Source organism: Paenarthrobacter sp. AB444, from assembly GCF_028736865.1.
Classification (GTDB): Bacteria; Actinomycetota; Actinomycetes; order Actinomycetales; family Micrococcaceae; genus Arthrobacter; species Arthrobacter nicotinovorans_B.
This window is the reverse complement of the sequence record NZ_JAQZBY010000018.1, coordinates 14,529-37,855: the sequence shown is the minus strand read 5'-3', so window position 1 is coordinate 37,855 and position 23,327 is coordinate 14,529. Positions and strand designations below refer to the sequence as shown.

The 23,327-nt window shown below is 63.2% G+C and carries 20 protein-coding genes; 14 read left to right on the top strand and 6 right to left on the bottom strand.

Going from position 1 to position 23,327, the window contains the following annotated elements:
• Nucleotides 1-123 precede the first annotated feature (123 nt).
• The 6 genes from mihF (at nucleotide 124) to PQ627_RS18490 (ending at nucleotide 6,226) form a co-directional block, all read left to right on the top strand.
• Nucleotides 124-450, top strand: coding sequence for an integration host factor, actinobacterial type (gene mihF, locus PQ627_RS18515; RefSeq protein ID WP_144658924.1), 327 nt, complete (start codon nucleotides 124-126; stop codon nucleotides 448-450).
• A 21-nt stretch (nucleotides 451-471) separates the two neighbouring features.
• On the top strand, nucleotides 472-1,044 hold the full coding sequence (gmk, locus tag PQ627_RS18510; protein ID WP_144658923.1) for a guanylate kinase: 573 nt from the start codon (nucleotides 472-474) through the stop codon (nucleotides 1,042-1,044).
• A 38-nt stretch (nucleotides 1,045-1,082) separates the two neighbouring features.
• The gene (gene rpoZ, locus PQ627_RS18505) at nucleotides 1,083-1,343 is read left to right on the top strand and encodes a DNA-directed RNA polymerase subunit omega (RefSeq protein WP_017197559.1); all 261 of its coding nucleotides are present in this window, start codon (nucleotides 1,083-1,085) and stop codon (nucleotides 1,341-1,343) included.
• Nucleotides 1,344-1,370: 27 nt separating this feature from the next.
• Nucleotides 1,371-2,630, top strand: a complete 1,260-nt coding sequence (gene coaBC, locus PQ627_RS18500; RefSeq protein WP_274262832.1) for a bifunctional phosphopantothenoylcysteine decarboxylase/phosphopantothenate--cysteine ligase CoaBC — start codon at nucleotides 1,371-1,373, stop codon at nucleotides 2,628-2,630.
• Nucleotides 2,631-2,706: 76 nt separating this feature from the next.
• Entirely contained in the window at nucleotides 2,707-3,936 is a 1,230-nt protein-coding gene (metK, locus tag PQ627_RS18495; RefSeq protein ID WP_274262831.1) for a methionine adenosyltransferase, read from the top strand.
• Between the two features lie 163 nt (nucleotides 3,937-4,099).
• Nucleotides 4,100-6,226: a primosomal protein N' gene (locus PQ627_RS18490; protein ID WP_274262830.1), complete on the top strand. Its 2,127-nt coding sequence runs from the start codon at nucleotides 4,100-4,102 to the stop codon at nucleotides 6,224-6,226.
• On the opposite strand, the gene PQ627_RS18485 is transcribed toward PQ627_RS18490, so the two are convergent.
• Genes PQ627_RS18485 through PQ627_RS18470 form a run of 4 tightly spaced genes read right to left on the bottom strand, consistent with a single transcriptional unit; the run spans nucleotide 6,223 to nucleotide 10,149 of the window.
• On the bottom strand, nucleotides 6,223-7,320 hold the full coding sequence (locus tag PQ627_RS18485; protein ID WP_274262829.1) for a glycosyltransferase family 4 protein: 1,098 nt from the start codon (nucleotides 7,318-7,320) through the stop codon (nucleotides 6,223-6,225). The genes PQ627_RS18490 and PQ627_RS18485 overlap by 4 nt on opposite strands.
• A complete protein-coding gene (locus PQ627_RS18480) occupies nucleotides 7,317-8,261 on the bottom strand; it encodes an alpha/beta fold hydrolase (protein WP_274262828.1) in 945 nt (314 codons plus the stop codon). Before PQ627_RS18480 ends, PQ627_RS18485 begins: the two co-directional genes overlap by 4 nt.
• 9 nt (nucleotides 8,262-8,270) lie before the next feature.
• Nucleotides 8,271-9,152 carry an aldo/keto reductase gene (locus tag PQ627_RS18475; protein ID WP_144658917.1) on the bottom strand — a complete coding sequence of 294 codons (882 nt, stop codon included), beginning with the start codon at nucleotides 9,150-9,152 and terminating at the stop codon, nucleotides 8,271-8,273.
• A gap of 34 nt (nucleotides 9,153-9,186) precedes the next feature.
• Nucleotides 9,187-10,149 carry a sugar-binding transcriptional regulator gene (locus PQ627_RS18470; protein ID WP_144658916.1) on the bottom strand — a complete coding sequence of 321 codons (963 nt, stop codon included), beginning with the start codon at nucleotides 10,147-10,149 and terminating at the stop codon, nucleotides 9,187-9,189.
• Between the two features lie 122 nt (nucleotides 10,150-10,271).
• On the opposite strand from PQ627_RS18470, the gene PQ627_RS18465 reads away from it, so the two are divergent.
• From PQ627_RS18465 to holA, 8 genes are all read left to right on the top strand, one after another.
• Nucleotides 10,272-12,056, top strand: coding sequence for a glycerol-3-phosphate dehydrogenase/oxidase (locus tag PQ627_RS18465; RefSeq protein ID WP_274262827.1), 1,785 nt, complete (start codon nucleotides 10,272-10,274; stop codon nucleotides 12,054-12,056).
• Between the two features lie 169 nt (nucleotides 12,057-12,225).
• A complete protein-coding gene (locus tag PQ627_RS18460) occupies nucleotides 12,226-12,978 on the top strand; it encodes an MIP/aquaporin family protein (protein WP_274262826.1) in 753 nt (250 codons plus the stop codon).
• A gap of 79 nt (nucleotides 12,979-13,057) precedes the next feature.
• On the top strand, nucleotides 13,058-14,572 hold the full coding sequence (gene glpK / locus PQ627_RS18455) for a glycerol kinase GlpK (RefSeq protein ID WP_144658913.1): 1,515 nt from the start codon (nucleotides 13,058-13,060) through the stop codon (nucleotides 14,570-14,572).
• A gap of 313 nt (nucleotides 14,573-14,885) precedes the next feature.
• Entirely contained in the window at nucleotides 14,886-17,414 is a 2,529-nt protein-coding gene (gene leuS / locus PQ627_RS18450) for a leucine--tRNA ligase (RefSeq protein WP_262278562.1), read from the top strand.
• Nucleotides 17,415-17,473: 59 nt separating this feature from the next.
• The gene (locus PQ627_RS18445) at nucleotides 17,474-18,457 is read left to right on the top strand and encodes a DegV family protein (RefSeq protein ID WP_274262825.1); all 984 of its coding nucleotides are present in this window, start codon (nucleotides 17,474-17,476) and stop codon (nucleotides 18,455-18,457) included.
• A gap of 128 nt (nucleotides 18,458-18,585) precedes the next feature.
• The gene (locus PQ627_RS18440; protein WP_274262824.1) at nucleotides 18,586-19,470 is read left to right on the top strand and encodes a helix-hairpin-helix domain-containing protein; all 885 of its coding nucleotides are present in this window, start codon (nucleotides 18,586-18,588) and stop codon (nucleotides 19,468-19,470) included.
• Nucleotides 19,463-21,181 carry a ComEC/Rec2 family competence protein gene (locus PQ627_RS18435; protein WP_274262823.1) on the top strand — a complete coding sequence of 573 codons (1,719 nt, stop codon included), beginning with the start codon at nucleotides 19,463-19,465 and terminating at the stop codon, nucleotides 21,179-21,181. The genes PQ627_RS18440 and PQ627_RS18435 overlap by 8 nt, the downstream gene beginning before the upstream one ends.
• Complete coding sequence (gene holA, locus PQ627_RS18430) at nucleotides 21,100-22,116, top strand: DNA polymerase III subunit delta (RefSeq protein ID WP_274262822.1); 1,017 nt, start codon at nucleotides 21,100-21,102, stop codon at nucleotides 22,114-22,116. Before PQ627_RS18435 ends, holA begins: the two co-directional genes overlap by 82 nt.
• Before the next feature lie 102 nt (nucleotides 22,117-22,218).
• Here holA and rpsT read toward each other — a convergent pair whose 3' ends face one another.
• Entirely contained in the window at nucleotides 22,219-22,479 is a 261-nt protein-coding gene (gene rpsT / locus PQ627_RS18425; protein ID WP_144658908.1) for a 30S ribosomal protein S20, read from the bottom strand.
• Nucleotides 22,480-22,648: 169 nt separating this feature from the next.
• Complete coding sequence (locus PQ627_RS18420) at nucleotides 22,649-23,185, bottom strand: type II toxin-antitoxin system PemK/MazF family toxin (protein ID WP_274262821.1); 537 nt, start codon at nucleotides 23,183-23,185, stop codon at nucleotides 22,649-22,651.
• Between the last annotated feature and the right edge of the window lie 142 nt (nucleotides 23,186-23,327).

The following is a 23,327-nucleotide window of genomic DNA, read 5'->3' as shown; positions in this document are numbered from 1 at the left end:
TGTTCAACGGGCCATAAGTGACCCCGCGTTGGTCCAACTCATTGCGCAACCGGGCCCCTGCAGGTAGGTTCAGGATCAGTCGCCTGACCTGCATCATTAACTCGATCTGACAGGGGTTCTGCAGTGGGCCTTAAAGAGTTGACACCGCAAGAACGTGCCGATGCGTTGGAAAAGGCCGCGAAGGCCCGCGCGGTGCGGGCCGCGGCCAAGGAGAAGCTCAAACACGGCCAAGTGAGCATCGCGGAGTTGATCTCTTCGGGAGCCACCGACGAGGCGATCGCACGCATGCGGGTAGTGGAGCTGCTGGAAGCTTTGCCGGGCATCGGTCCGGTCCGGGCGGCCGCAATCATGGCGGATATCGGAATTGCCGGATCCCGGCGCATCAGGGGGTTGGGAATTCATCAGGCTCAAGCGCTGGTAGATTTTATGGATACCCAACAAAGCGTTTGACGCATTTCCCCGAAGGAATCCGTGAGCAAGAATCCTGGACTGACCGTCCTTGCCGGCCCTACTGCCGTGGGCAAGGGAACCGTATCGACCTACATCAGGGACAACTATCCAGAGGTTTGGCTTTCGGTCTCTGCCACCACCAGGGCAGCCCGTCCGGGCGAGAAGGATGGGGTCCACTACTTCTTCAAGTCGGCCGAAGAGTTCGATGCCTTGGTCGCTGACGGCCAATTGCTGGAGTGGGCTGTGGTCCACGGCCAGAACCGCTATGGCACTCTTCGCAGCACGGTGGAGGCCGCCATCGCCGAGGGAAAGTCGGTCCTGCTTGAGATCGACCTTCAGGGTGCACGGCAGGTCAAGGCCGCCGTCCCCGATGCCAACTTCGTCTTCCTGGCACCGCCCAGCTGGGACGAAATGGTCCGTCGACTGGTTGGCCGCGGCACCGAAACTGCCGAAGAACAGCAGCGTCGGCTGGAAACCGCTAAACTGGAACTTGCTGCTGAACCGGAGTTTGACCACACCGTCATCAATGACGACGTTCGCCGGGCAGCGGACGAGCTTGTTTCACTCATGGGGCTTACCCCGCACGGGCGCTAAAGCGCCTTTATGTTGGCCCGCTAGAATTTGGAGAATTCGTGTCCACGAACCTTGAAGGCATCATCAACCCGCCGATCGATTCGCTGCTTGAGGCTGCCGATTCGAAGTACGGCCTGGTGATCTTCGGCGCCAAGCGTGCCCGTCAAATCAACGCTTACTACGCCCAGCTGCACGAGGGCCTGTTCGAGTACGTCGGTCCGTTGGTTGACACCAAGCTGAACGAAAAGTCGCTCTCGATCGCGCTCCGCGAGATCAACGAAGGCCTGCTGGTCTCCACGCCGATCGAGCCCGCAGAATAATACAGACTGCCTGTTGACGGAGGTCACGTGCGCATAGTCCTCGGAGTCGGGGGAGGGATTGCAGCCTACAAGGTCGCATCGCTCCTCCGGCTTTTTACTGAAGCCGGCCACCAGGTCACGGTGATTCCCACGGAGGCAGCTACCCGTTTCGTCGGGGTCGCCACGTGGGAAGCGCTGTCGGGCAACCCAGTGAGCAACAGCGTCTTTGACGACGTCGACAAGGTCAACCATGTCCGCCTCGGGCATCAGGCAGACCTGATCGTAGTTGCTCCGGCCACTGCCGATCTCCTGGCGAGGGCTGCCACCGGGCAGGCCAACGACCTCCTGACCAATACATTGCTGATGGCCCACGGCCCTGTGCTCTTCGCTCCGGCGATGCATACGGAGATGTGGCAGCACGCAGCAACGCAAGCCAACGTGGAAACGTTGCGCAGCCGTGGCGTGACAGTCCTCGAACCGGCCTCCGGACGACTTACCGGCGCCGATTCCGGTCCGGGCCGCCTGCCCGAGCCCGAAGCTATCTTTGCTGCGGCCATCGCGTTGGCGGACGCGGCCGGCACAATTGAAGGCACTACGGTGCCTTCTGCCCAGCACGCATCGCTTGCCGGCAGGACCGTCACGATTTCAGCCGGTGGAACCAGGGAAGCCCTTGACCCCGTCCGGTTCCTCGGCAACCGATCTTCCGGCAAGCAGGGCGCTGCCCTGGCCGCCGCTGCCCTGGCTGCCGGAGCCACCGTGCGTTTCCTGGCCGCACATATGGATGTCGAGCCGCCCGCCGGCGTCGAGCTTGTCCGCGTTGAGTCAGCCTTGGAACTGCGCGAGGCAGCGCTGAAAGCGGCCGCCGATTCCGACGTCGTCATCATGGCCGCGGCCGTCGCGGACTTCCGTCCGGCGGAGGTTTCGGACACCAAAATCAAAAAGGTCGACGGCGAGGACGCACCGCTGGTGCGCTTGGTCCGGAACCCGGATATCCTCCATGAGCTCGTGGAACGGCGGAACACACACGGTGGCCAGCAGCTGATCGTCGGTTTCGCGGCGGAAACCGGAGACGCCCAGGGCGATGTCCTGGAGCACGCAACTGCCAAGCTTAAACGCAAGGGCTGCGATCTTCTTGTTGTCAACCAGGTGGGAGTCGGGCAGGTCTTCGGCCAGGACGAGAACTCCGTGGTCATCCTCTCCGGCAATGGCGCTGAACCTCAGTCCGCGGCCGGTTCCAAGGCTGATGTCGCTGCCGCGGTGGTCGATCGCGTGGGTGCCGAACTCGCGCGGGTCTTCCCGGCCATGTGACCGAGCCCATCCCAGAATTCTTAGCAAAGGGACACACGGCCGATGCCGTGATCCCGCAACCCAGTAAGGTGGTCGAGTGACTTTACCGCTGCACCATGAACACCATGGCACCCCGTCCAAGCTCCGCCTCTTCACGTCAGAGTCGGTGACCGAAGGGCACCCGGACAAGATCTGCGACCAGATCAGCGACTCCATTCTTGACGCGTTGCTCGCCGCGGACCCTGAATCGCGCGTGGCTGTTGAAACGATGGCCACCACTGGTTTGGTGCACGTTGCCGGTGAGGTCACCACCGATGCCTACGTCGAAATTCCGCAGATTGTCCGTGAGACCATTCTCGGCATCGGCTATGACTCGTCCGCCAACGGATTCGACGGTGCCCGCTGCGGTGTTTCGGTCTCCATCGGCCAGCAGTCCAACGACATCGCAGGCGGCGTGTTCAACTCGCTGGAGGCCCGCGAAGGACGCCAGGAGGACGATTACGACCTCCAGGGTGCCGGCGACCAAGGCATCATGTTCGGCTATGCCAGTGATGAAACGGCTTCCTACATGCCCACGCCCATCTGGCTGGCACACCGCCTTTCGGAACGCCTCACCGAAGTCCGCAAGAACGGCGAACTTGCGTACCTGCGGCCCGACGGCAAGACCCAGGTCACGGTAGGGTACGACGGCGACCGGCCGGTTTCCGTTGAGACGGTTGTCATCTCCAGCCAGCATGCAGAGGAAGCGGGCCTTGAACAGCTCCGCGCCGACTTGGCCAGCTATGTCATCGAACCCGTGCTTGCGGCATCGAACCTTGACCTTTCGCGTACGGCCAACATTCTGAACCCCGCCGGAGCCTTCGTCATCGGCGGACCGGTAGGCGATGCCGGTCTGACCGGCCGAAAGATCATCGTGGACACCTACGGCGGCTTCTCCCGGCATGGCGGTGGAGCATTCTCCGGCAAGGATCCGTCCAAGGTTGACCGCTCCGCGGCCTACGCCATGCGTTGGGTAGCGAAGAACGTGGTTGCCGCCGGCCTTGCCAAGCGTGCCGAGATCCAGATCGCTTACGCCATTGGCCAGGCACGCCCCGTAGGAACGTACGTGGAGACCTTCGGCACGGAGACGGTCGACCCCGCACGCATCAGCGAAGCGATCGACGAGCTCTTCGACCTCCGTCCCCGCGCCATCATTGATGCCTTGGACCTCAAGCGTCCCATCTACGCCAAGACGGCTGCACATGGGCACTTCGGACGGGACGAGCCCGACTTCACCTGGGAGCGGCTGGACCGGGTGGCGGACTTGAAGGAATACTTCAACGCCTGATTCGACCCGCGATCACCGCGATGTTGTTTTGTCGGTGGTTCGTGATTGGCTTTAGCCAGAGAGATGCCCGCAGCCGGTCAATCCCGCTGCGGGCATCTGCATTCATGCGGTAGATAGTCCTGGTGCGCGGTAGTTATCGTGCGACGAGCTGGAGGTGAAGGTTATGGCAGGCCCAGAGGCCCAGCCGTCATTGCTTCAGCCCTCGCTGCTGCAAGGTTTCCCGGACCGGCCCTCTGTCCAGGGTCCGCCCTTGGCAGGATACCTTCCTGTGGCCCGCGTGGTCCTGGAGTCGCCTCTGCCGCACCTGGACAGGCCCTTTGATTACAGCGTCCCTGCTGAACTGGCCGAGGAAGCGGCTCCCGGCGTGCGGGTGAAAGTGAAGTTCAACGGCCAGGAACTGGGCGGCTACATACTGGAGCGACTCGATACTTCAGACGCAGCATCACCGTTGACACCCCTGCATAAGGTGGTTTCCCCGGTGGCTGTGCTGACGCCTGACATTGCCACGCTGGCCGGCAAGGTCGCCGCCCGGTACGCGGGGACCCTGAGCGATGTCCTTCGTTCGGCAATCCCCCCGCGGGTTGCCAAGGTGGAGAAGGAACTGCTGGGCGGGGATGTGCCGCCCGGCAATGTCTCGGAAACCGGGGGAGAGGAAACACCGGCTTTCAATGCCCATGCCTGGGGTCGCTACACCAATGGCACAGCGTATCTGCAGCACCTGGCCAGCGGCGGTTCGCCCAAAGCCGTTCTCACCGCCCTGCAAGGATTTGGTCCTGATGGATGGCCGGCCTTGGTGGCCGCTGCGGTGGCCACCGTCAGATCCTCGGGACGCGGCGCGATCGTGGTGGTTCCTGATTACCGGGATCTTGACCGCGTGGAAGCGGCGCTGGCAGCGGTCCTGCCGCCGTCCGACGTCGCCCGCCTGACCGCCGATGACGGCCAGACGCCCCGCTACCGCAACTTCCTGCGCCTCTTGAGCGGGTCCGCGGGGGTGGCCGTAGGTACCCGTTCCGCTGCTTTCGCGCCGGTCAAGGATCTTGGACTGGTGGTGTGCTGGGATGACGGGGACGATCTCCACATTGAGCAACGGGCACCCTACGCGCACACCCGCGAGGTCCTGCTCTTGCGGGCGGAGCAGGAGAATGCCGCGTGCCTGATGGCATCGCACAGCCGGAGTACGGAACTCCAGCGCCTGGTGGAGCTGCAGTGGGCTGTCCCGGTTGAAGCGCCCCGAAGCATGGTTCGCTCCACAGTGCCGCGTGTCCTGAATACCGCTGACAGTTTCGAACAGGAACGCGATCCCTTGGCACGCATCGCGCGTTTGCCGGGAGCCGCATGGCGAGCCGCGAAGGAAGGGCTGGAACGTGGCCCGGTACTGGTGCAGGTTGCCCGGGCAGGCTACGCGCCGTCGCTGGTGTGCGAGACGTGCCGGGAGCTTGCCCGGTGCAACACGTGCCAAGGACCGCTGGCCGTTTCCAGCAGCTCCGCGATTCCTGCATGCCGTTGGTGTTCCACGCCTGCACCCCAATGGCGTTGCACGCATTGCAGCGGCACCAGGTTGCGCAGGGGCGCTGCCGGCGCCATGAGGACGGCCGAAGAGCTTGGCCGGGCGTTCCCAGGCAAGGCTGTGGTGACCTCGTCCGGCGAACACGTCAAAGCGACGGTTCCGGATGCTCCTGCCTTGGTGGTGGCGACCGTCGGAGCCGAACCGGTGGCGCCACATGGCTACGCGGCGGCTTTGTTGTTGGATGGCAATTCCTTGCTCCGGCGCGAAAACCTTCGAGCCGGCGAGGACACTGTGCGTCGGTGGTTCAACGCTGCCTCCTTGGTAAAGCCTGCCAGCGAGGGTGGCTTGGTGGTCATCACTGCGGACGACACCGCAGCGACGGGTGCCCTCTTGCGGTGGGACGCCGCCGGTTACGCCTCGCGTGAGTTGGAGCTCCGGAAAGAGCTTCAGCTGCCCCCGGCGGTCCGTGTCGCCTCGGTGACGGGTACCAGGGCCGACGTCGGGCATTTTGCCGGGACGTTCGAGGCCGGCGCCCCGCTGGCCAAGCGGCTCCGGAAGGCCGGGCCGGCGCCCGTGCAGCAGTTCGTCGGGCCATCCTCAACGGTCGGCCCATCGTCAGCGGTCTCAGGGCAGGACGAGGTGGACGTCCGCATGCTCTACTTCATTCCCTACGCTGATGCAGCCGAAGCGACGCGTGCCATGCGTGCAGTCAAAGTGGCCAGTGCGGCCAAGCGCACCGCTGGACCCGTCCAGCTCCGCCTTGACGGAGTAGACGTCCTCTAGCGCTGTGTGTTTGAGGCCCTGCGGCGCTGCAACGCCACGACTTCTTCGGCTGCGGCCAGCAACTGCCGTGCCGAATCGTCCCAGTTGAACGCGGCGGCACGCTCAACGGAACTGCGGGAGCGCTGCTGCCACAGGGCCTCGTCACTGAGGGCGTTCACGGCAGCGGCGAAGTCCGTGGGCGAGCCCGGATCAACGTAACTGACGGCGTCGCCGCCGACTTCCCTGAAGATGGGGATGTCACTGGCAATCACGGGGGTTCCCAACGCCATGGCCTCCACCAGCGGCAGGCCATAGCCCTCGGCCCGGGAAAGGCTGATGAGGGCGGTTGCCCGGAGCAGGAGGGCGTCATACTCGGCGTCCGTGACGCCGTTGTGGAAGATGACCTTCGCCCCTTCCGGAACCAAAGCCTGCAGTTCTGCCTTGCGCTCGGCAGTGATGCGGCTCAAAAGGTGCAAGGTGTAATCCTGCAGTCCGGCCATGCCACGGATCATGGTTTCCACGTTCTTGTAGGGCATGAACGAGCCCATATACAGCAGCGTCTTGTCAGCCCCAGCCGTGGCATCGCGCGGTGTCTGTCCCGGTTGGGGTGCATTTCCCACAATCCGCACAGGCCGTTTCGTGAGCCTGTATTTTGCCATCAGGGCTTCGGTGGTGTGGCTGATGGTGGCCACGATGTCGGCCCGGTTCAACAACAGCCTCTGCGGCCAGTACGCCTTGTGGTACAGCCGCCACAGGATGCGTACCGGAGCGGGCAGGAACCCCGGGGGAGCCGGGTGCTCGTAGTAGATGAGGTCGTGGAGGGTCAGGACCAGCCCATACTTGCGCCCCAGTGTGCCCATGGTCTGCATGGGGCACACCACGACGTCCGCGCCCAGGGGATTGACCTTGCGGGAAACGAACAACTCCAAGGGAGAAAGAGGGCTGTTGATCAGGACGTAAGGGACGTCGGGCAACAGGGCGAGCTGCCGCTTGTCGCTGATGAGCATCGTGACGTCGGCGATTTTCGACGTCGCGGCGATGAGGCTGGAACCGTACCGGCTGATGCCATCGTGGTGGTCCGTTCGGGTAAAGCGGGCGTCGATGACAATTTTCACGCGGGATGTTCCTCCAGGAAGGCGCGGATCGCCGCTGCTGCGGGGACCGGGGTTTCGTAGTGGATCAAATGCCCGACGCCGGGAATGACTTCCAGCGTTGCGTCCGGCAGGCGCTCCATGAGTTTGTGCTGGCTGGGGAGGGTGGCTATCTCGTCTTTTTCGCCGGCCACCAGCAGCACGGGCAGATGCAGTTGCTCGGCGACGTCCGCTACGTTCCCCGAGACGGAGGCCTTGAATGATTCGAGCAGGCTGTTACGGTCCGCAAACGCGCTGAAATAGGCGTCATGCTGGCCGTGGATGAAACGACGAAGTTCCTTGTCCTTGGTCTTGGCCATGGTGACACTCATGATCCGGACTATTACGCGGTTTCGGAGAAGCGCCAAGCCAACACGGCGCGGGAGCTTTGCCGATGCCTGGTAGTACAAGACAGCAAGCTTGGTCATGATGCCCTTGGGTCCCTCCAGGGCAGGTGCTGCAATGGGGTTGATCAGGATCAGCGGGTACACCGCACCCGGATGCGCCGCGGCGAAGTGGCTTGCGATGATCGAGCCGAAGGAATGGCCCAGCAACACGGTCTTGGGTCCAAGGTCCAGTGCGGCCATGAAACCGGTGATGAAGTCCCCGTACCGTTCCACCGTATGTTCATCACCAACAAACGGCTCCGAACTTCCGAAGGCTGGCAGGTCCGGCATGATGATCCGCATCTCGGGAAGCTGGTCCGCTACCCGCAACAAGCCGTGATGGTCACCCCTGAAGCCATGGATGACAAGGATGGTGCGGGTGCCCGGTGTTACGGCTACAGGCTCGTAGATCCAGTAGGCCACGGTGCTTCCGTCGACTTCCACTTCGGAGGCCCGGGTCCGCGGACGCAGCTCTTTGCTGAAATATTGGGTGGGGGCCTGTGCGCCCTTGGGAGAGCGCCCGGTGTCCACTGAGTCCATGCGGTTGTCCTACTTCACGTTGTCCGGGTGCGACCCGGTTCGATGATGGCGTTCCAGTCCGGCCATACCGTCCATGTCAGCCGCGTCGAGTTCAAAATCGAAGACTTCGTGGTTTTCCTTGATCCTGGCTGCCGAGCTGGCCTTGGGAATGACCAGGTTGCCCAGCTGCAGGTGCCAGCGCAGGATAATCTGCGCGGGAGTGCGGTGGTATTTTTCGGCCAGTGCGACGATGGCGGGATCTGCCAACACCTGGCCCCTGCCGAGCGGACTCCACGCTTCCGTGGCAATGCCCAATTGCTGGTGCAGAAGCCGCAAACGGCTTTGCTGAAGCCAAGGGTGCAGCTCGATCTGGTTGACTGCGGGGACCACTTCGGCCTTCTGCATCAGTTCGTCCAGATGACCTGGCTGGAAGTTGGACACCCCGATCGCGCGGACCTTGCCCTCTCTGTACAGGGTCTCCAGCGCCTTATAGGTTTCGACAAAAAGTCCCCGCTCTGCGCAAGGCCAGTGAATGAGATAAAGATCCACGTAGTCGAGTCCAAGATTGGAAATGGAGGTGTCGAAGGCGCGGAGCGTGGAATCATAGCCGTGGTCGTCGTTCCAGACCTTGGTGGTGACGAAGAGGTCCTCGCGGGCCAGGGTGTGGAGGGACTCGCCGGAGCCGCCCGTGTCACTGTTGTAGCGCGCGGCGTCACCGATGGCGCCGCCCAGTGCGCGCCCCACACCTACTTCGTTTCCGTACATGGCCGCAGTATCGAAGCGCCGGTACCCCTCGCCCAATGCGGTGGAGACCAGGACATCGGCATCCTTGGGTGGGACTTTGTAGAGGCCAAAACCCAGACGTTCCATGGTGACGCCGTTGTTCAAGGCCAGCGGGCTGGGGGATCTCATAGCAACGACTCTACCCACTCCTTGCACGAATACTTCAGGAGTGCCCGTTGAAACTGACCAGGCGTCGTGCTGAGGCCTCATCCAAAATCAAGTCTGTTGCCAGGCCCGCAGCCAGTGCCCCCTGAAGCCCGTTGATTTTTGAAGCCCCGGAGACCACGCAGATGCGCCGGCGGACTTGCCGGAGTTGCTCATGGCTTGGACCGGTTGAGCGCTCGTTCAAGGTGATGCCGTCCGAGGATCCATCGCTGCGGAAAAAGACCGTTGCGACATCCCCTACGACGTCGTCCGCGGCCAGCATGGTGAGGTCGTGTTCATCGAGGTATCCGCCGGCATACACGTGGCTCGGGTAGTCGGAGTCGACTGAACCCACGCCGAATATGGCAATGCTCATTCGGGCCTGCAGATCCAGGATCCGTTGAACGCTTCGCTCATTCCACATGGCGGTCTTCGTGGCGGCGTGGTCGAAAAACGCGGGGACAGGGAACTGTTCCACACGTGCTCCGTACGCGCTGCCGAAACGGCGCATGATGTCGCTGGCGTACGTGATGCCGGTGGTCTGCATGTTTCCGGCGCCGTTGAGCTGGACCACGATGCTGTCGTGCGTGACCTTCCGGGTGAGGTGTCTGCTGACCGCGCTGAGGGTGGCGCCCCAAGCGACTCCGATGATGGCGTTCGAGTCCACCAGCGGCCCGATGGTCCGCGCAGCCTGCATGGCGACGCGGTCCAGGGTCTCGGCTTCGTTGAGCGTGTCCAGTACCGGGACCACGTGGACATCCACCCCGTACTGGCTCCGGATCTGGCTTTCCAGCTCTGGTCCGGTATCGAAAGGACTGCGGATCTGTACCTGGACCAACCCCGTTTCGCGGGCCGAGGACAGAAGCCTGGAGACCGTGGACCGGGAGGTCCGCAGTTCGCGGGCGATCGCATCCATGGTCAGGTCCTGCAAGTAATACATTTGTGCAGCCCGGAGCGCGTCCGAGTGACGTGATCGTGCCATCTCATTTCCTTAATGCACGTTTGTGCAAATAGCTTGACTCCATTTTCCACCTTCGCAAGATTAGTGGTGAACGGTGCAGCAGCGAGTGGCGCAGCGCACGAACCAAGCCCAAGGGAGCAGTTTTGGGACACAACAGGATTTCCGGTACCTCACAGCACTCACAGCAGCGTGACTCCGTCGTCGCACTTCAGGAGCGGCCGACGGCGAAGGTACTCATCATCGGCGGTGGCATCAATGGTGTCGGAACCTTCCGGGACCTCGCACTGCAAGGCGTCGACGTAGCGCTCGTGGAACGCGGCGACTACTGCCAGGGAGCCAGCGGTGCGTCGTCGCACATGATCCACGGCGGCATCCGTTACCTCGAGAACGGCGAGTTCCGCCTTGTCCAGGAGTCCGTCGTTGAGCGCAACAGGCTGCTCCGGATTGCCCCGCACTACGTGAAGCCGCTGCAGACGACGATCCCGATCTTCAGCACTTTCTCGGGAATCCTCTCCGCTCCGACGCGCTTCCTCACCCACAAGCAAGGCAAGCCCAAGGAACGCGGTGCGTTCCTCATCAAGGTCGGCCTGAGCATGTATGACTTCTTCTCCCGCGACGGCGGCAGCGTTCCGCGCCACCAGTTCCGCGGACGTACCCGTGCACTTGCCGAGCTCCCCAAGTTGCACTCCGGCATCAAGTACGCAGCAACCTACTTCGATGCCTCCGTGCACAACCCTGAGCGCCTGACCTTGGACGTCCTGCAGGATGGCGAGAAGGCCGGCCTCGGCGGTGGACTTCCCGGAGGAAGCGCCCGTGCCAGCAACTACGTCTCGCTCGTCTCCATGGGAACTGACGGAGCCCGCCTGCGCGACGAACTGACCGGCAAGGAATTCGACTTCCAGGCCGACGTCATCGTCAACACCACTGGTGCTTGGGTGGATCTCACCAACCAGGCCATGGGGGCTGCCAGCAGGTTCATGGGCGGCACCAAGGGCTCCCACATTGTCCTGGACCACCCCGAACTGCTCGCTGCCTGCAACGGCCGCGAAATCTTCTTCGAGCACACCGATGGCCGCATCGTACTGATCTACCCGATGGGCGACCGCGTGTTGGTGGGTACCACCGACGTGGACGCCGATATGTCCGAGGACGCCGTCTGCACCGAAGAAGAAATCGACTACTTCTTCGACCTGGTGGGCCATGTCTTCCCCACCATCAAGGTCGAACGGGACCAGATCGTTTACAGCTTCGCAGGTGTCCGTCCGTTGCCGCGGCACGATGAGACCCAGCCGGGCTTCGTCTCCCGTGACTACCGCATCGAGCGCAACGTCCGCATCGGAAAAGACGCCGTGACAACGCCGGGCGGCAAGGACGCCGTCGTACTCAGCCTGGTAGGCGGCAAGTGGACAACGTTCCGCGCGTTGGCAGAACACATGACAAACGATGTCCTGCGCGAACTGGGGATGGAACGGAAGGTCTCGACGGCGAAACTCGCCATCGGCGGAGGCGCCGGCTTCCCGGATACGGAACAGGGCGAACAGGAATGGATCAAAAAGCACATGGGTCCGGGCCTGGACGCTGACCGTGTTGCCGTCCTGCTGACCCGTTACGGAACCCGGGCAGAGGCTGTCATCGACTACCTCAACGCCGGACAGGACCAGCTGTTGCGCTCCACCCGCGAACTCAGTGTCCGTGAACTGGCCTTCATGGCCGAACACGAGCAGATCGGACACCTGATCGATGTCCTTATCCGCAGGACGTCCCTCGCGTTCCGGGGCCTCGTGACCGGTGAACTGCTTAACGAGATCGCAGCAGCCCTGTCCGAGCCTCTCGGTTGGGATGAAGCAACCCGTGAGGCCGAAATCCGGCACGCACACGATGTTCTCCAGCGGTTCCACAAGGTAGACGTGCACAGCCTCGTGGCTTAGCCCGGCACCGAAAACAGCTTGACCGTCCCACCACGCGGCAGGGGCGGAATGGGGGTAGGTGGGCCTGATAGGGGACCACCACACCGGGACGGTTCCGGAGACAACGGAACCGTCCCAACAGCCTCTTCACCCGCGAGGAGGCTGACAACAGAAAATAGAGGAGTCAAAGATGTCTCTTGGAATAGTTTTCCTTTCCGAAGTATTCGGAACCATGATGCTGACCCTGCTGGGTTGCGGTGTTGTGGCCAACGTTGCGCTCAAAGGCACCAAGGGCAACAACGCTGGATTCTTGATGGTGACGTGGGGCTGGGGTATTGCGGTCTTCGCGGGCGTTTTCGTGGCTGCAAAGTCCGGTGCGCACCTGAACCCGGCTGTCACGTTGGGCCTGTTGGTCAACGGCAAGGGAGAGTACGCGCCGGACGTGGCGGTCACGTTCGGCTCGACCCTGACCTATTTTGGTGGTGAACTCCTCGGTGCGTTCCTGGGCGCCGTGGTTTGCTGGCTCGCCTACAAGCAGCACTTCGACGAGGAACCCCTGGCAGCAAACAAGCTGGGCACCTTCTCCACCGGACCGGCCATCCGTTCAACCCCGTGGAACCTGATCACCGAAATCATCGGCACGTTCGTCCTGGTGTTCGTGATCCTGACCTTTGGCGGAACCCCTTCGGGACTCGGCCCGCTGGCTGTAGCGCTGCTCGTCGTAGGTATCGGTGTGTCCCTCGGTGGTCCGACCGGCTACGCCATCAACCCCGCACGTGACCTCGGTCCGCGTATCGCACACGCCGTCCTTCCCATCAAGGGCAAAGGCTCCAGCGACTGGGCCTACTCCTGGGTTCCTGTCGTAGGACCCCTGGTTGGCGGCGCCCTGGCCGGGCTCGTGGGCCTTCTGGTACCGGGCATCATGCCGGCACTTGCCGGCTGAGCCCGACCGCAGCAATCGTTCTTATCCACACGCAACAGAACCCACTGAGTAATCCACAACAACAGACAAGGACGTCACAATGAACCAATACGTCATCGCCATTGACCAGGGCACCACCAGCTCGCGTGCCATTGTCTTCGACCACTCGGGGAACATCGTCTCCACCGGTCAGATGGAACACGAGCAGATCTTCCCGCAGGCCGGCTGGGTTGAGCACAACCCGGCCGAAATCTGGAACAACACCCGGGAAGTCATTGCCTCGGCACTGTCAAAGGCGAACCTGACACGGCACGACATTGCCGCCGTCGGCATTACCAACCAACGCGAAACGGCAGTGGTCTGGGACAAGAACACCGGCGAGGCTGTCTACAACGCCATTGTGTGGCAGGACACCCGTACGCAGCCGATCGTCGACCAGTTGGCGCAGGATGGAGGCCTTGAGCGCTTCAAGCAGAAGGTGGGCCTTCCCCTGGCCACCTACTTCTCCGGCACCAAGATCAAGTGGATCCTGGACAACGTGGACGGTGCACGCGAGAAAGCCGAAGCGGGCGACCTCCTCTTCGGCAACACCGACGCCTGGGTCCTCTGGAACCTGACCGGCGGTGTCGACGGCGGCGTGCACGTCACCGACGTCACCAACGCTTCGCGCACCCTCTTCATGGACCTTGAGACACTGCAGTGGGACCAGGAAATCCTGGACATCTTCGGTGTCCCCGCATCCATGATGCCCACCATCAAGTCCTCCTCCGAGGTTTATGGCCAGGTCCACACCTCGCAGCTGCTGCGCGAGACCCCTGTTGCGGGCATCCTCGGTGACCAGCAGGCCGCAACCTTCGGCCAGGCCGCTTTCCAGCCCGGCGAAGCGAAGAACACCTACGGCACCGGATGCTTCCTGATCTTCAACACCGGCGAGGAAATCGTCCACTCCAAGAACGGCCTCCTCACCACCCTTGGCTACAAGCTGGGAGACGAGAAGCCGCACTACGCCCTTGAAGGCTCCATCGCCGTGACGGGTTCACTGATCCAGTGGCTGCGCGACAACCTGGGCATGATCAGTTCCGCCCCGGAGGTCGAGCAACTCGCCGCTGCTGTGGAGGACAACGGTGGCGTCTACATCGTTCCCGCCTTCTCCGGCCTCTTCGCCCCGTACTGGCGCGCGGACGCCCGCGGCGCAATCGTGGGCCTCACGCGGTTCGCCAACAAGGGCCACATCGCCCGTGCCGCCCTGGAAGCCACCGCTTTCCAGACCCGCGAGGTACTTGACGCCGTCAACGCCGACTCGGGCGTTCCGCTCACCGAGTTGAAGGTCGACGGCGGCATGGTCGCCAACGAGGCACTGATGCAGTTCCAGGCGGACATCCTCGGTGTGCCCGTGGTCCGCCCGAAGGTCGTGGAAACCACGGCGCTCGGTGCTGCCTATGCGGCTGGCCTGGCTGTTGGATTCTGGAAGGACCTGGGCGAGCTCAGCGCCAACTGGAACGAGGACAAGCGCTGGGAGCCGCAGTTGCCGGCTGAAGAACAGGAACGCCAGCTGCGCCTCTGGAAGAAGGCAGTGACCAAGTCCATGGATTGGGTCGACGAGGACGTTAAGTAAGCATCACTCGACAGACCTGACGCCTTAGCCGTTATGGGGGCCCCGCCCGCTTCGCGGACGCCCGAAGCCGCTCCCGGGCCCCCATAACGGCACGGAGTCAGCGAGCCGGCCTTTCCTAAGCCGCTCGATGCGACTGGGCTGGGGGATCGTGCGCTATTGTAGATCTATGCGTGCGATCCTTCTGCTTAGCTAGCCGCCCGGCTTTATCAGCCGTGCGGCCGCCCCTCCATTGTTGAGGGGCTTTTGTGTGTCCGGGGTATTCCGGGCCGCAGCAGGAGGCAATACCGCCATCGAAGAACAGAAGAGGGCAGCAGTGAGCGTTCAGCCGGAGACAGAGACCGGAACAGCACAGACAGCCGCAGCCGAAGCGCCTGAAGAAGGCGTCTACAGCTTCGCTGCGATGGAAGCCAAGTGGCCGCAGGTCTGGGAGGACCTCAAAGTCTTCACGCCCGCCGACGACGGCTCGCGCGAACGCCGCTATGTCCTGGACATGTTCCCCTACCCTTCCGGTGACCTTCACATGGGTCACGCCGAAGCGTTTGCGATGGGCGACGTCGTCGCACGTTACCTGCGCCAGAAGGGCTTCGACGTCCTGCACCCCATCGGCTGGGACTCTTTCGGCCTGCCCGCCGAGAACGCAGCCATCAAGCGCAACGCCCACCCCAGCGAGTGGACCTATGCCAACATCGACACCCAGGCGGCATCGTTCAAGCGCTACGCCATCTCGGCCGACTGGTCGCGCCGCATCCACACCTCGGACCCTGAGTACTACCGGTGGACCCAGTGGTTGTTCAAGCGCTTCTACGAGCGTGGCCTGGCCTACCGCAAGGACTCCCCGGTCAACTGGTGCCCCAAGGACCTCACCGTCCTGGCCAACGAGCAGGTCGTCAACGGTGCCTGTGAGCGCTGTGGCACGCCGGTCACCAAGAAGTCCCTGAACCAGTGGTACTTCAAGATCACTGACTACGCCGACCGCCTGCTCGAAGATATGGACCAGCTGCAGGGCCACTGGCCAGAGCGCGTGCTGGCCATGCAGCGCAACTGGATCGGCCGGTCCGAAGGTGCCCACGTGCGCTTCGTCATCGAGGCTACGGAAGACCGGGCCGAGCGCGAAGTCACCGTCTTCACTACCCGTCCCGACACCCTCTACGGCGCAACGTTCTTCGTCGTCGCAGCTGACGCACACCTGGCCCTGGATCTGGTGACCCCTGAGCAGCACGACGAACTGATGGCTTACCGCGAGAAGGTCAAGGCCCTCTCGGAGATCGAACGTCAGTCGACCGAGCGCGAGAAAACCGGCGTCTTCACCGGCCGCTACGCCATCAACCCGCTCAACGGTGAAAAGCTGCCGGTGTGGGCCGCGGACTACGTGCTGGCCGACTACGGCACCGGCGCCATCATGGCGGTGCCCGCCCACGACCAGCGCGACCTCGACTTTGCCAAGGCCTTCGACCTGCCCGTACGCCCTGTGCTTGAAACCGGCGACGAGAACCCGGCCGAGACCGGTGTGGCTACCGCTGGCGAAGGCACGCTCATCAACTCCGGCGAGCTGGACGGTCTGTCCAAGGCCGAAGCCATCCCGGCGGCCATCCAGATCCTGGAAAAGCTCGGAACCGGCGAAAAGTTCGTCAACTTCCGGCTGCGTGACTGGCTGCTGAGCCGTCAGCGTTTCTGGGGCACGCCCATCCCCATCATCCACTGTGGTGAGTGCGGGGAAGTACCCGTGCCCGATGACCAGCTTCCGGTCCGGCTTCCCGACAACCTGCGTGGCGAAGCGCTGGCCCCGAAGGGGACCTCCCCGCTGGCCGCCGCCGTCGAGTGGGTCAACGTTGAATGCCCCAACTGTGGACGTGCTGCCCAGCGCGACACGGACACCATGGACACCTTCGTGGATTCCTCCTGGTACTTCCTGCGCTTTGTATCGCCCCAGTACACCGAGGGCCCCTTTGATCCTGAGAAGATCAATGACTGGATGCCCGTGGGCCAGTACGTAGGCGGCGTGGAGCACGCCATCCTGCACTTGCTGTACGCCCGGTTCTTCACCAAGGTCATCAAGGACATTGGGCTGATTGAGGCCAACGAGCCGTTCTCTGCCCTCCTGAACCAGGGGCAGGTGCTCAACGGCGGCAAAGCCATGAGCAAGTCCCTCGGCAACGGCGTGGACCTCGGTGAGCAGTTGGACAAGTTCGGCGTCGACGCCGTCCGCCTCACCATGGTCTTTGCCTCCCCACCGGAAGACGACGTCGACTGGGCGGATGTATCGCCGTCGGGTTCGGCCAAGTTCCTGGCCCGTGCCTGGCGCCTTGGCCAGGACGTCAGCAGCGAGCCCGGTGTCGACCCGGCCACGGGCGACCGTGCCCTGCGCACGGTGACCCACAAGACCATTGCCGACGCTGCCGAGCTCCTGGACAACAACAAGTTCAACGTTGTTGTGGCACGCCTCATGGAGTTGGTCAACGCCACCCGCAAGACCATTGACTCCGGTGCAGGCGCAGCGGACCCCGCCGTCCGCGAGGCAGTCGAAGCCGTTGCCGTCATCCTGAGCCTCTTCGCTCCATACACCGCTGAGGACCTCTGGAACGCGCTTGGACACCCGGCATCCGTGGCAAACGCCGGCTGGCCCACCCATGACGAAGCCCTGTTGGTCCAGGACACCGTCACTGCCGTGGTCCAGGTCCAAGGCAAGGTCCGTGATCGTCTGGAAGTGTCTCCTGACGTCGCCGAAGACGAGCTCCGCGAGCTCGCCTTGGCTTCGGAGAACGTTCAGCGCGCCCTGGACGGCCGTGGCATCCGCACCGTGATCGTGCGGGCACCTAAACTGGTGAACATCGTTCCTGCCTAGCAGGGATTGCGCGGCCGCCGGCACTGTGCCGGCGGCCGGCCATCATCTTTGGAGGTTGCGTGCCTGAGCGAGAACCACCCGCCTGGATGTGGCTAAAGGAAAGGGTGGCGCGCCTCCGGCAACCAGCGGCGCCGGTTCCTGTCGCTGACGAGCCACTCGCCGCCGTCGTCAAGACTGCCGTGGTCACCGATTCGGCCGCCGCACTGCCCGCTGACTGGGTTTCTGCCTTTACGGCCGACGGTCGTTTGGCCGTTGTGCCCATGCCCGTGATGGTGGGGAATGAAATTTACGGCGAAGGTGAAGACGACATCACCCAGACGTTGTCGTTGGCACTCGCTTCGGGCGCCGCGGTAAAGACATCCCGGCCATCACCCGGGCAATTTGAGCAGGCGTACCTGGCAGCCCAACGCCGTGGATTTGAGTCAGTGGTCTCCATCCATATTTCTTCCGAGCTCTCGGGAACCGCCGACGCCGCCCGCCTGGCTGCGGCCCGCGTGGCGATTCCCGTGGAGGTCGTTGATTCCCGGACAGTAGGCATGGCCCTGGGGATGGGTGTTCAAAGCGCTGTCGTTGCCGCGGCCGACGGTCGAGGGGCTGCCGAGGTCCGGGGCTTCGCCGAACAGCGGATGGAACGTACCAAGGTGTATTTCTACGTCCCCAGCCTGGAGCAGCTGCGTCGGGGTGGGCGTATCGGCGCGGCTGCGTCGCTCTTGGGTACGGTGCTGGCCATCAAGCCGATATTGGCGGTCGACGGCGGCAAGATCGTGCCGCTCGAGAAGGTGCGTTCCGCTGTGCGCGCCATAGCCCGTCTCGAGGAGATCGTTGCTGCCGACGTTGCCTCCCGCCCGGCAGGCCAACAACGCTTGGCGGTCCACCATTTCGGCAACCAGATCGAGGCCGAAGCTCTGGCTGCGCGGTTGAACGAAAGCTGCCCGGACTGCCCGGCGCCCCAGATCAGTGCCCTGCCCGCCGTCCTGGCCGCGCATGCCGGGCTTGGAGTTCTGGCGGTCATCGTGGGGGAGAGCAGTACTCCGGCGGGATAATATTGCGGCAAAACTTTACGCCGAATCTTCTGCGTGTGGAGTGCTGCGGGAGCCGTGCTCTGTTCCGGTTATCCACATAGCGCTGAAACCGCGCGCCGGTGCCGCCTAAGCGGCCGTAGGCTCGGTTCATGCCACGCTGGAACCGCGACGTATCCCCAGACGCCGCAGCGCGGGCCGCGCGGGAGCGGTTTGCCTCCCGAATGATCCCTGACGGCGGCGGTCAACCGTTGTTGGACCTGGCTGATGCCGCTTATCCCGAGGCAGCCACAGACGATTTGGACTCGCTGTTGGCAGGGGGAGCGGACCATGGTCAGCCTGGAACCCGGCTGCGGTGGCGCACATCCTGGAGGGTTGCTGCGCTTCTTGCGGTGGTGGGTGCTTCACTCGTTGTTTGGCACTTCTGGCAGCTCGCAGACGGACAAGCAACCTCGGAGCCGCTAAGCGAGGCTGGGGCATCGACAGGTCCGACCAGTCCGGGTACCACCACAAGAGCAGAAGTGACTGACTCCCCGGACTCTTTGCCTGCGGCCCCGGAAGGGGGAGCAGGGGTGGTCGTTGTCCATGTGGCCGGTGCGGTGGGCAAGCCCGGGGTTGTCTCATTGCCGCAGGGGAGCCGGGTGTTCCAGGCCATCAGTGCAGCCGGTGGAGCGGCGCCGAATGCCGAGCTGGCAGCCCTCAACCTCGCCGAAGTGCTCACGGACGGAAGCAAACTGCATGTTCCCGCGGTGGGAGAGAAACCCCCGCCGGCGGCGTCCTCCCAGGCCGCCACCGGGAGCGCCAGCGGTATAGCTGGTCCAGCAGCGGCGGCTGGCGCCAAGATCAATATCAACACGGCGTCATTGGAGGAACTTGGGACATTGCCGCGGGTAGGGCCGGTTACAGCGCAACGCATTGTGGATTGGCGGAAGGAGCACGGAGCCTTCACGTCCGTGGACGAACTTGATGCCGTGGACGGGATTGGGCCCAAGCTCATGGAGTCACTCAAGGATCTTGTGACGGTGCAAGGTGGCTGATGCCGGAGCCGAGACTGAGCCAGCCAAGCGATCGGATCTCAGGCTGGTGCCCGCCGTCGTCATCTCCTGGGGTGCGGCGCTTGTGGGCAGCTTCAATGGCGCACTTTGGTCTTGGACAACGGCAGGGATCCTGGCGATCGCCGGAGCGGTCCTGATGATCGGTGGACGTCGGCTGCAAACCGCCGGAGCCCGCGCGAGGACAATGAAGGCCACTTTTGCGCTGGCGTGTTTCATGGGCGCGTCAGTCGCAGTCCACTGTGCGGTCGTTGCAACCCAACGTGAGGCCGGACCCCTGGCGGAGGCAGTCGCGGGCAAAGAGGGAGTGGTCATCCAGCTCATGATCACTGGAAGCCCGAAGGAAGCCAGCGTGCCGGGTCATACAGGTGCATCCAGATGGACAGTGGAGGCCACCATGAAGGAGGTCACCGCCAAGGGCACAGTGACGCGGGGAGCCGCCGAGGTCGTGGTGACCGGAGGCGATTCGTGGAAGGAGGTGCAACCCGGCCAACTTGTCAGAACCACCGGGATCCTGAAGGAAGTGCGGGAGGGGCAAACAGAAGCAGCTATTCTGTCGGCGTCGTCCGGACCCGTCGTGATCCGCTCACAGTTCGATGTCCGCCAATCGGCAGGACAGCTTAAGCAAGCGTTTGGCAGCGCCACACAATGGTTGCCTGCTGACGCAGCCGGGCTTTTGCCGGGGATGGTTACAGGGGATACCAGTGCGCTGCCGGAGAGCCTGGGAACGGCTATGAAGACCACCGGTATGACTCATTTGACAGCCGTGAGCGGCGCCAACTGCAGTCTTGTCCTTGGAGGGTTCATAGTGATGGCCCGGACCTTCCGGTTGTCGCGACCATGGGCGGGAGCCGTGGCTGCTTGCGGACTGGCGGGCTTCGTTGTCATGGTCGGCCCTGATCCGAGCGTCTTGCGTGCAGCCGTCATGGGGGCCGTAGGTCTGGCCGCCCTGGCGGGCGGGCTTCGTGGACGGTCCCTCACATTCCTGTGCGTTGCCACAGCGGTCCTGTTGCTTATTGACCCGGCTATGGCCGGGAACGTGGGTTTCCTCCTGTCCGTGCTGGCCACTCTCGGTATCGTGCTGTTGGCCCGTCGGATTGCGTCCTGGATCCCTGCCCGCGTTCCCAGGTGGATTGCTGCCGGAGTGGCCGTTCCCTTGTCCGCCCAGCTGCTGTGTGGCCCCGTCATCGTGGCACTTCAGCCGCAATTCACCCCGTATGCATTCCTAGCCAATGTAGTGGCCGGTCCTTTGGTGGCCCCAGTAACCATTCTCGGTACGATCGCTGTTCCACTGGCCGCGTTGGTGCCCTGGATGGCGGTGGTGCCCGTGGCCCTCGCCGGTGGATGCGCGGCGGCAGTTGCGGGCGTGGCCAGGTATTTCGCGGGCCTGCCCGGGGCGGCACTGCCGTGGGCCGACGGGCCGACCGGAATTGCATCCATGATGCTCGGCTCAGTGGTCACCATCACTGCAGTCTGGATGCTGCTGCATCCGCGGCCGTTTATGGCACGCGTCATGGCCCTGCACACAGTCGTAGTGGTGGCTTTGGAACGCATCTCGTGGCACGGGCATGGCAGACTTGATACCTGCAAGAATTCGTCCGGAAGGAAACACCAGTGGCTGCTGCCCAAAACACCCGGGCCAAGAACTCCGCGGCGAACAACGTCTCCTGGCGGGACGCGGTTCCGGCCGCCGTAGTGTTGATCACGGGACCGGAGGAGTACCTCGGCATCCGTGCGATGGACCGGATCCGCACGCAGGTACGCACCAGCACGCCGGATGTGGAGCTCACCCGTCTGAACGCCGGCTCCTACGAGGCCGGGACACTGGCGATGACTGTCACCCCGTCCCTCTTCGGTGAAGGCAAGCTCATAGAGGTCGAGGGCCTCGAAGCCATGAACGATGCGTTCCTGGCAGACGGTCTGGCCTACCTTCAACATCCTGACCAGGACGTTGTCTTGGTCCTTCGGCACGGCGGTGGTGTACGTGGCAAGAAGCTGCTCGATGCCGTGAAAGCCGGCGGGTGGCCCGTGATCGAATGTCAGCCCCTGAAAAAGGACGCCGACAAAACTGCTTTCGTTGTCGCGGAGTTCAAAGCTGGCGGCCGCCGCATTGAAGGTGAGGCTGTCCAAGCGCTGGTGAATGCCGTCGGAGCCAATCTTTCTGAACTGGCATCGGCGTGCGGCCAGCTCATTGCCGATGCCACAACCGCTGTGACGGCAGAGACGGTGGAGCGCTACTACGGTGGGCGTGTGGAAGCCACAGCCTTCAAAGTCGCGGATGCCGCCATGGCCGGCAACGGCCCGGTGGCGTTGTCCACGCTTCGGCACGCGTTGGCTACCGGCGTCGATCCTGTTCCACTGGTGGCTGCCTTGGCTGCCAAGCTTCGGACATTGGCCAAAGTTGCCGGGGCGAACGGATCATCGGCGAGCATTGCCAAGAATCTTGGAATGCAGCCTTGGTTGGTGGAGCAGGCCCAACGTGATGTGCGTCGGTGGACCCCTGAGGGCCTGATCCGTTCCATCCAGGTCATTGCCGAGGCGGACGCGCAGGTGAAAGGCGAATCCCGCGACCCGGTGTACGCCGTGGAGCACGCTGTGACCGTGATCGCCACCTCCGCCAGCCGACGCTGAAGCTGGTTGAAGCACCAGGCGGCAAACGCCGTTGGTTAAAACCCAAAGGCCGGCACCCAAAGGGGCGCCGGCCTTTGATCAGCTCAGTCGAACTGGAAAACCTTAGAGTGCGTTGACCTTCTTGGAGATCGCCGACTTGCGGTTCGCAGCGTTGTTCTTGTGAATAACGCCCTTGCTGACAGCCTTGTCCAGCTTACGGCTGGCAGCAACAAGTGCAGTTGCAGCAGCATCCTTGTCAGCAGACTCAACGGCGGTGTTGACGGCGCGGATGGCCGTCTTCAGCTCAGACTTGACGCTGTTGTTACGCAGGCGAGCCTTCTCGTTGGTGAGGATGCGCTTCTTCTGGGACTTGATATTAGCCACGTATGAACTCTCTTTTTAATGCGGAAATTGGTCTAGAGGGTTGTCAGGTTGGCCATCGACTGAGCGGCGTGGGGATGCCTATGGCAGCCAACCATGAGTGGCCGTCGACCTGCACGGACACACAGCTATAAAGGATAGCAGATGAGGCCCGTAAACGGAGACTTGTCGCTCAACGCCTGCTTTGCTGCCCTTGGAGGCTCCGCAAAACCTCCTGGAATTGCCGTTTGCCCATCACGGCGCCTTCGCGCCGGACGGCCGAAGGATCCAGTCGGATGATGCGCCGTACGTTGACTTCGCTTGGCCTGCCCTGCCTGTCCCACGGTCCGCTCCCGATGTCGACGTAGTCATCGGCGCGCCTGCCGTTGTCATGGTCCTTTGACGTGAGCATCAGTCCCAGCAGCCATTTCCCATCACGCCCGATGAGAAGTACAGGACGGTCTTTGCCCTGCGAATGGTCCTCTTCGTAGGGAACCCATCCCCATACGATTTCGCCTGGATCCGGTTGGCCATCAGGTTTGGGGGAGTAGCTGGGCCTCACGGCTCCGACGAAGTCGCCCGGGTAGGAGGCTGCGGAATGTCCGACGGCGGATGGCCGGGCCGGCTTCCTGGCGCCAGTTGGCGGGGCGGCGGCTTTTGAGCCCGAGCCTCCCAATGCCCGGAGGGAACGCAGCAGGAATTTACCCAAAGGGCGCATATCGAAGGCCATGTGAATACGCTACATCCGTCTGTGGCGGGCAACCCGCTGCGCAATGTACGGCGAAGCGCTGGTTCGTGGGAGACTAGAGGATCAGATATGCGGCGTGTTCGGGCTGGCTTATGCCCAGTTCCATGATTTGCCGTGTGAGTGT

Excerpts from the sequence above, each read along its gene's own strand:
- PQ627_RS18490 (WP_274262830.1), top strand. The coding sequence starts at position 4,100 with ATGGCAGGCCCAGAGGCCCAGCCGTCATTGCTTCAGCCCTCGCTGCTG.
- PQ627_RS18480 (WP_274262828.1), bottom strand. The coding sequence starts at position 8,261 with ATGGACTCAGTGGACACCGGGCGCTCTCCCAAGGGCGCACAGGCCCCC.
- PQ627_RS18475 (WP_144658917.1), bottom strand. The coding sequence starts at position 9,152 with ATGAGATCCCCCAGCCCGCTGGCCTTGAACAACGGCGTCACCATGGAA.
- PQ627_RS18470 (WP_144658916.1), bottom strand. The coding sequence starts at position 10,149 with ATGGCACGATCACGTCACTCGGACGCGCTCCGGGCTGCACAAATGTAT.
- PQ627_RS18460 (WP_274262826.1), top strand. The coding sequence starts at position 12,226 with ATGTCTCTTGGAATAGTTTTCCTTTCCGAAGTATTCGGAACCATGATG.
- glpK (WP_144658913.1), top strand. The coding sequence starts at position 13,058 with ATGAACCAATACGTCATCGCCATTGACCAGGGCACCACCAGCTCGCGT.
- PQ627_RS18440 (WP_274262824.1), top strand. The coding sequence starts at position 18,586 with ATGCCACGCTGGAACCGCGACGTATCCCCAGACGCCGCAGCGCGGGCC.
- PQ627_RS18420 (WP_274262821.1), bottom strand. The coding sequence starts at position 23,185 with ATGGCCTTCGATATGCGCCCTTTGGGTAAATTCCTGCTGCGTTCCCTC.